The organism is Corallococcus sp. CA049B, assembly GCF_003611685.1.
Classification (GTDB): domain Bacteria; phylum Myxococcota; class Myxococcia; order Myxococcales; family Myxococcaceae; genus Corallococcus; species Corallococcus coralloides.
Genome location: NZ_RAWC01000315.1, coordinates 1 through 7,825 on the forward strand (window position 1 = coordinate 1; position 7,825 = coordinate 7,825).

The window sequence follows — 7,825 nt, forward strand, 5'->3', positions numbered from 1 at the left end:
CCTTCCAGGCGGTGGTGTCCCGGGGTGGCCGTCCGGACCTCGCGGGCGCCGTGCTGCCGGCGGTGCGGGCGCCCACCCTGCTCATCGTGGGTGGAGATGACACGCAGGTGATCGCGCTCAACCAGGAGGCACTGGAGGCGCTGCGCACGCACAAGCGGCTGGAGATTGTCCCCGGGGCGACCCACCTCTTCGAGGAGCCGGGGACGCTGGAGCAGGCGGCCCGGCTGGCCCGGGACTGGTTCCTCCAGCACCTGGCCACGGCCGCACGGGAGCGTCCGTCCGGCGAGGCTCCGCCATGACTCCGCACATCGTGGTGGTGGGGGGCGTGGCCACGGACTACCTGGTGCGCGGGCCGTCGCTGCCGGAGCCGGGAGGCAGCGCCGAGGGCGACGTCTTCCAGGAGGCGCTCGGAGGAAAGGGGGCCAACGGCGCGGTGGCCGCCGTGAGGTTGGGCGCGCGGGCCTCGCTGGTGGCGCGGGTGGGGACGGATGGGCGCGGCCTGAGGCAGGTGGCGTTGCTGGAGCGGGAAGGCGTCGCGCTGGAGGGGGTGGTGCCTGATCCGAATGCGCCCTCGGGCGCGGTGCTGGTGATGGTGGATGGACACGGGAGGAAGCAGACCCTCTTCTCGCCGGGCGCCAATCACAGACTGTCCATCCGGGATGTGTTGCGGAGCGCGGAGCGGATCGCCACCGCGAAGGTGTTGCTCGTGCAGCTGGAGGTGCCGCTGGCCGCGGCCCAGGCGGCGGTCCGTCTGGCGCGAGCGGCCGGAGTCCGGGTGGTGTTGGATCCCGCGCCCGCCGTGCCGCTGCCGGAGGTGTTGCTGGAGGATGTGCACGTCATCCGGCCCAACGCCTCCGAGGCGCGGATCCTGACAGGCATCCCGGTGCATGGCCGTGCTTCCGCGCGGAGAGCCGCCCGCAACCTGCTGATGCGCGGAGTGGGAGCGGCCATCATCGCCGCGCCGGGTGGAAGTCTGCTGGTGTCGCGCGAGGAGGAGGCGTGGCTGCCTGAGCTGCCGGTGGACACGGTGGATACCACCGGAGCGGGGGATGCGTTCTCCGCGGCGCTCTGTGTCGCCCTGGCTGAAGGACAGCCGCTGCTCTCCGCCGCGCGCTTCGCGCACGCCGCCGCCGCCATCGCGACGACACGGCTGGGGGCGCAGGCGGGACTGCCGTACCGGGATGAGGTGCTCGGATTGCTCGCGGACGTGGTGCCGGACGTACAGCTCGCGCCGCCGTAGCGAAGACATTCGAGACACATCGCCCGCTGTCTCACCATGCCTCTTCTGGGGGATGTCGGCGCGCGTGGGCCGTGGGCCATGCTGACGTCATTCATTGCCTGGGGGGCACTCTGTCCAATGCACACGCGGCCTGGGCACATGTGGATGAACAGGGACGGCCGCACTTGCTCGAAGAGCACCTGGAAGCCGTGGGTGAACTGGCGGCGCGGTTCGCGCGTCGGTTCGGCTCCGAGGAGTGGGCGCGGCTCGCGGGACGGTGGCACGACCTGGGCAAGTACACGGTCGCGTTCCAGAACATGATCCGCCGCGAGCACGGCATCGAGGCCCACCTGGAGCAGGAGGGGCCTGTGGGCCCGCGAGACCACTCCACGGCGGGAGCGCTGCATGCACGGGCGATGCTGGGCGGTCAGGGCTTGTTTCTGGCGTTCATCATCGCGGGGCACCACAGCGGCCTGGCGGACAGGGAGCAGCTCGAATCGGACCGGCTCAACGCGCCGGACCGTCAGGAGCTGTACGCGCAGGCCCTGAAGTGGCCCATCCCGGAAGGGCTGCTTCGCCCCAATGCACGCCCGGCGATTCCTGCCTTTCTGGCTCCCAGGCCGGGGGGGCAGGAGTCGGCGCGCGAGCGGAGCCGGCGATTGGAGATGTGGATCCGGATGAGCTTCTCCGCGCTCTGTGACGCGGACTTCCTGGACACGGAGGCCTTCTTCGACGCTGGGAGGGCAGCGCTGCGCGGCGGTGGTCCTTCCATCGAAATGCTGCGCGCTCGGCTGCGCGCGCACCTGGAGCGGCTGGAGGCGCGCGTGCGGGCTCGCGGACCGCTGTCGGAGGTGAACCGGGTGCGCTCCGAGGTGCTGGCCTCTTGTCTGGCCAAGGCAGCAGAGCGCCCTGGAGTCTTCAGCCTGACGGTCCCCACCGGGGGCGGCAAGACGCTGGCGTCGATGGCGTTCGCGCTGGAGCACGCGGCGCGCAATGGTTTGGAGCGGGTGGTGGTGGCCATCCCGTTCACCTCCATCATCGAGCAGAACGCGGCCGTCTACGCGGAGGCGCTGGGCGAGGACGCGGTGCTGGAGCACCACTCCGGCGGGGACCCGCTCCGGGAGACGAACCGCAACCGCGTGGCGGCGGAGAACTGGGACCGCTCGGTCATCGTGACAACGACGGTGCAGCTCTTCGAGAGCCTCTTCGCGAACCGGCCCGGTCCGTGCCGCAAGCTGCACCGGCTGGCGGGCAGCGTCATCGTGCTGGACGAGGCGCAGACCCTGCCGCCAGGCCTGCTGGCGCCCATCCTGGACGTGCTGCGCACGCTGGTGACGGACTACGGCGCGTCCGTGGTCATCTGCACGGCGACGCAGCCCGCCCTGGGTATGCGCCCCGGCCTACCGGAGGGCTTCGAGCAGGTGCGGGAACTCGCACCGGAGCCCCGCGAGGCCTTTGGACGGCTGCGCCGGGTCCGGGTGCGCTGGCCGGGGTCGGATGCGCCGCTTTCTCACGAGCGACTGGCGGAGGAGCTGGCCGCGGAGCGGAGCGTGCTGGCCATCGTGCACAAGCGCGCGGATGCGCGCGAGGTGTGCGAGGCGTTGGATCGCCGCCTGGGGGACACCTCATCCTTCCACCTGTCCGCCCTCATGTGCGCGGCCCATCGGGGCGAGGTTCTCGGGCGGATCCGCGAGGCCGTGACGCGCGGCGGCTCCGTGCGGGTGGTGTCCACGCAGCTCGTGGAAGCGGGAGTGGATCTGGACTTCCCCGTGGTCTACCGCGCGCTGGGCGGCCTGGACGCGCTGGCCCAGGCGGCGGGCCGGTGCAACCGCGAGGGCCGGCTGGAAGCGGGTGGAGAGCTGCGGGTGTTCCTGTCGCCCACGAAGCCGCCGAAGGGCGTGGCGCGGACCGCGATGGCGGTGACCCAGGGTCTGCTCGCGGGAGCTTCGGACCTGGACCTCTTCGACCCTTCCATCTTCGAGCGCTACTTCCAACGGCTCTACGGCGCGAAGTCCCTGGATGAGAAGGGGCTCTTGCCGTTCCGGGAGGCGCTGTGCTTCAGGACGACGGCGGAGCGGTTCCGGTTCATCGAGGACGGCTGGTCCGCGCCGGTGGTGGTCCCGTATGGCGACGCGCGCGAGGCGGTCGCGGAGCTGGAGCGGCTGGGGCCGTCGCGTGAGCGCTTGCGGCGCCTGCAACGCTTCACGGTGAACGTGGAGCAGGGGATGCGGGAGGCATGGCTGAAGAGTCATTGCGCCCGCTGGGTGGCGGAGACGGCGGTGGTCCTGGAGGTCGCGGAGGGGGCCTACGACCCGCGTCTGGGGTTGGTCCCCGAGCGCGTGGGGACGTGGGCACCCACGGCGCTGGTCATTGGATGAACGCACGGATGACGCACAGGAGGGCGACATGAAAGCGCAGGAGAGCCGGGTGTTCCGTCTCCGGGCCCGGGGGCCGGTGGCGTGCTTCAGCCGGCCGGAGATGAAGGTGGAGCGGGTGAGCTACGAGGTGATGACGCCCTCGGCGGCGCGGGGGCTGCTCGAATCAGTGTTGTGGAAGCCCGCCATCCGCTGGCGGGTGCACGAGGTGGCGGTGCTGGCCCCCATCCAGTGGGTGAGCTTCCGCCGCAACGAGGTGAAGCAGCGGATGTCACCAGGGACGGTGTTCTTCGCGGATGACCCGGACCGGAGGGCGCAGCGCAACACGGTGGCGCTGAAGAACGTGGACTATGTGGTGTCCGCCTCCTTCCGCATGACGGACCGGGCAGGCCCCGAGGACAACCTGCGCAAGTTCGAGGAGATGTTCGAGCGCCGGTTGGAGAAGGGGCAGACGTTCCAGGCCCCCTACCTGGGCTGCCGCGAGTTCGCGGCGGAGGTGGAGGCAGCGCCCGCGCCCGAGGAGGTGAGGCCCATCCAACCCGAGGTGGACCGGCCGCTGGGGCTGATGTTCTACGACTTCGACTATCGCGAGGGCGGCGTGGTGCCGCTGTTCTTCGATGCGAGGCTGACCGGAGGGCGCCTGAGGGTCCCGCCACTGGAGGCCGTGCTGCGCGAGCAGGGCGAGGAGGCGCGCCCATGATGATCGGCGCGCTGTATGAGTATGCCCTGCGGGAAGGGCTGCTGGAGGACCCCGACGTCGAGCCGCTGCCGGTGGACTTCCTCCTGGAGGTCGCGGACGACGGGCGCTTCCTCTCCCTGGTGCCCACGGCGGACGAGGAGGGCCGGGTGCCCCGGCGCGCGGTGCCGCGTGTCCCCAAGCGGTCTGGCACTGCCGTCGTGGCCAGCTTCTTCGTGGACAACGCGAAGTACGTCCTGGCTCATGGCGGAGACGGGGCCAAGGCGCGCCGCAATCCGGAGCGCAACGCGGCGTTCCGGGAGCTGGTGGACGCGGCGGCGAAAGAGACACAAGACCCGGCGGCGCGAGCGGTCGCTGCGTTCCTGGGACGGCTCGACTCAGAGCTGCCGCGCATCCTGGCAAAGCACGCCGAGTGGACCGGCGAGGAGCGGCTGGCCTTCCGGTGGTCCGGGGACGACGCGCGGCTCGTTCACGAGCGGCCCGCGCTGCGCGAGGCCTGGCGCCGCAGGCGCAGCGCGCAGGAGGACGACGGAGGGCCACCCATGCGGTGCTTGGTGACGGGACGGTGGGGGCCCGTGGCCCGGCTGCATCCGTCCGTCAAGCGGGTGCCTGGGGCGCAGCCCTTGGGGGCGTCGCTGGTGTCCTTCAACGAGGAGGCGTTCTGCTCCCACGGCCTGGAACAGGGCTACAACGCGCCCATCTCCCGGCCCGTGGCGGAGGGCTACGTCACGGCGCTCAACCACATGCTGTCGGGCGACGGCGAGCGGCGCTACCGGCGGGGCGTGGCGCTCGGAGAGGACGCGGTGGCGGTCTTCTGGACGCGCGAGGCCGAACAGGCGGTGGACGTGCTGCTGGCCCTGCTCGATGCGCCGGCCGCGCGGCAGGAGTCCTCTGCTCCGCTGGATGCACGCCAAGCGCTCCACTTCGCGGAGGCGCCGCTGCGGGGCCTGGAGCCGGCGGCGTTCGATGACAAGCCCTTCTATGCGTTGGTGCTGGGAGGCAACGCGGCGCGCGTGGTGGTGCGCGAGTGGTTCGAATCCTCGGTCCGGGACCTCAAGCAGAGCCTGCGCGAGTGGTTCGAGGACCTGCGGCTGGAGGGAGGCCGGGGCCGGCCCCTGTCCCTCTGGCAGTTGCTGCGGGCCGTGGAGCCGCCGGGACGGAATGGCAATCCACCGGACCTGGCCGGCAGGCTCCTGTCCGCGGCGATGATGCGGCGTCCCCTGCCGAGGGAGCTGCTGGCGGCGGCCCTGCGCCGCCTGCGCGTGCCCGACAAGGGCGATGCCCCCGGCTTCCTGCTGTACGCGCGTTGCGCGCTCATCAAGGCCACGTTGCTTCGGCTGCGGCGGCTTTCCCCCCAACTCCCAGAGGTATCCGTGGCGCTGAACCCAGACAGTCCCGAGGTGTCCTATCAGTTGGGCCGGCTGTTCGCCGTGCTGGAGCGGCTCCAGTACGCGGCGCTGGGGGAGGTGAACGCCAGCATCAAGGACCGCTACTTCGGCGCGGCGATGGCGAACCCAGGCATCGTGATGCCCCGGCTGCTCCGGTTGTCGACGGCCCATGTGGCGAAGGCGGATCGCTCGGGCCGCTGGTTGGACAAGCTGATGGGGCAGATCATGGACCGGTTCCCGCCGAGGTTCTGGCCCCACGCGCTGACGCTGGAGGCCCAGGGCTTGTTCGCCGTGGGCTACTACCAGCAGCGCGAGGACTTCTTCCGCAAGGCGACACCCGCGGAAGCCGAGCGTCCCGAGACCTGACCCCGCGTTCTTCCCTGTCTGTCATTTGGAGTGAATGATCCATGTCTGAGCTCAAGAACCGCTACGACTTCGTCCTGTTGTTCGATGTGAAGGATGGCAACCCGAACGGAGACCCCGACGCGGGGAACCTGCCGCGCATCGATCCGGAGACGGGCCACGGGCTCGTCACCGACGTGTGCCTCAAGCGCAAGGTGCGCAACTACGTGCAGCTCATCCACGAGGGTGCGGATGGACACGACATCTACGTGAAGGAGCGGGGCGTGCTCTCCGCGCTCCACGCGGAGGCGTACGCGCGGCTGGGGCTGAAGGCCCAGGAGTCCGGAGCGGAGGCGGACTCCCCGAAGGGGGAGGGCAAGGGGAAGGCGGAGAAGAAGCCGCGCAAGGCCTCGGAGGTGGAGGTGGTGCGCAAGGTGCGCGATGAGATGTGCCGGCGCTACTTCGACGTGCGGACCTTCGGCGCGGTGATGTCGCTGAAGGAGGCCAACGCGGGCCAGGTGCGGGGCCCGGTGCAGCTCACGTTCGGACGGTCGATGGATCCGGTGGTGTCGGCGGAGCACACCATCACCCGGATGGCGGTGGCGACGCAGAAGGAGGCGGACAACCAGGGCGGAGACAACCGCACCATGGGCCGCAAGACCACGGTGCCCTACGGCCTGTACCGGGCGCATGGCTTCGTGTCGCCGTCGCTGGCGAAGCAGACGGGCTTCGGTGAAGCGGACCTGGACCTGCTGTGGAAGGCGCTGGTGGAGATGTTCGACCACGACCGGAGCGCGGCGCGCGGGCTGATGGCGACGCGGCGCCTGCTGGTGTTCCGGCACGCGAGCGCCCTGGGCAACGCGCCCGCGCACAAGCTGTTCGACGTCGTGTCGGCGATGCGCAAGGACGACTCGAGGCCGCCGCGTGACTTCTCGGACTACGCGCTGAGCGTGGGGAGCGTGCCGCCCGGGGTGGAGGTGATGGAGCTGGGCGGATGAGCGCTGGGCCCAGCGAGTCCGACGCCCTCGTGCCCATCTCCGGCCTGCAGCACCTGGTGTACTGCGAGCGGCAGGCGGCGCTCATCCACGTCGAGCGCGTCTGGGAGGAGGACGCGGCGACCGTGGCGGGGAGGCTGTTCCACGAACGGGTGGACCGGGTGGGGAGCGACAAGCGTGGCACGGGGAGGGTGGTGCGGGCGCTGCCGCTGCGCTCGGAGCGGCTGGGCCTGGTGGGCCAGGCGGACGCGGTGGAGTACCACGCGGACGCCTCGGTGCCGGGAGGGTGGCGGCCCTTCCCGGTGGAGTACAAGCGGGGGCGGATGAAGTCCGAGCGCGCGGACCGGGTGCAGCTGTGCGCCCAGGCGCTGTGTCTGGAGGAGATGCACGGCGTGGCGGTGCCGGACGGAGCGCTCTTCTACGGCGCGAGCCACCGGCGGGTGGGCGTGCGGTTCGACGCGGCGCTGCGGCGGGAGACGGAGGCCGCGGCGCGACGGCTGGCGGGGCTCATCCAGGAGCGGCGGGTGCCGCGCGCCGTGTTCGACGCGCGGTGTCCGCCGTGCTCGCTGCGACCGCGCTGTCTGCCGGAGCCGGTGTCGCAGCCGGGCATGGCGGCGCGACACCTGGCGCGGATGCTGGATCCGGAGGGTGGGGAATGAGCCTTCAGCTCAACACGCTGTTCGTGACGACGGACGGGGCGTACCTGCGCAAGGACCACGAGACGGTGGTGGTCCGGGTGGAGGAAGCGACGCGGGTCCAGGTGCCGTTGCAGCACCTGGCGTCGGTGGTGTGCTTCGGGCGGGTGGGGG

7 protein-coding genes and 1 pseudogene are annotated in these 7,825 nt (G+C 71.2%); all 8 read left to right on the forward strand.

Going from position 1 to position 7,825, the window contains the following annotated elements; translation table 11 throughout:
- Nucleotides 1-299 (forward strand): annotated as a pseudogene (locus tag D7W82_RS37005) (alpha/beta hydrolase); the annotation flags it as partial.
- Complete coding sequence (locus D7W82_RS37010) at nt 296-1,240, forward strand: ribokinase (RefSeq protein WP_120622791.1); 945 nt, start codon at nt 296-298, stop codon at nt 1,238-1,240. The pseudogene D7W82_RS37005 and the gene D7W82_RS37010, both read left to right, overlap by 4 nt.
- Before the next feature lie 164 nt (nt 1,241-1,404).
- Entirely contained in the window at nt 1,405-3,597 is a 2,193-nt protein-coding gene (locus D7W82_RS37015) for a CRISPR-associated endonuclease Cas3'' (protein ID WP_233588166.1), read from the forward strand.
- A 28-nt stretch (nt 3,598-3,625) separates the two neighbouring features.
- Nucleotides 3,626-4,294 (forward strand): type I-C CRISPR-associated protein Cas5c, encoded by a 669-nt coding sequence (gene cas5c, locus D7W82_RS37020; protein WP_120622792.1) that lies wholly within the window; start codon nt 3,626-3,628, stop codon nt 4,292-4,294.
- On the forward strand, nt 4,291-6,045 hold the full coding sequence (gene cas8c / locus D7W82_RS37025) for a type I-C CRISPR-associated protein Cas8c/Csd1 (RefSeq protein ID WP_233588167.1): 1,755 nt from the start codon (nt 4,291-4,293) through the stop codon (nt 6,043-6,045). Before cas5c ends, cas8c begins: the two co-directional genes overlap by 4 nt.
- 41 nt (nt 6,046-6,086) lie before the next feature.
- Complete coding sequence (gene cas7c, locus D7W82_RS37030; RefSeq protein WP_120622794.1) at nt 6,087-7,019, forward strand: type I-C CRISPR-associated protein Cas7/Csd2; 933 nt, start codon at nt 6,087-6,089, stop codon at nt 7,017-7,019.
- Nucleotides 7,016-7,675, forward strand: coding sequence for a CRISPR-associated protein Cas4 (gene cas4, locus D7W82_RS37035; RefSeq protein ID WP_120622795.1), 660 nt, complete (start codon nt 7,016-7,018; stop codon nt 7,673-7,675). Before cas7c ends, cas4 begins: the two co-directional genes overlap by 4 nt.
- The coding region (locus D7W82_RS42630) for a CRISPR-associated endonuclease Cas1 (RefSeq protein ID WP_199727983.1) at nt 7,672-7,825 on the forward strand (154 nt) is incomplete at its 3' end. The genes cas4 and D7W82_RS42630, both read left to right, overlap by 4 nt.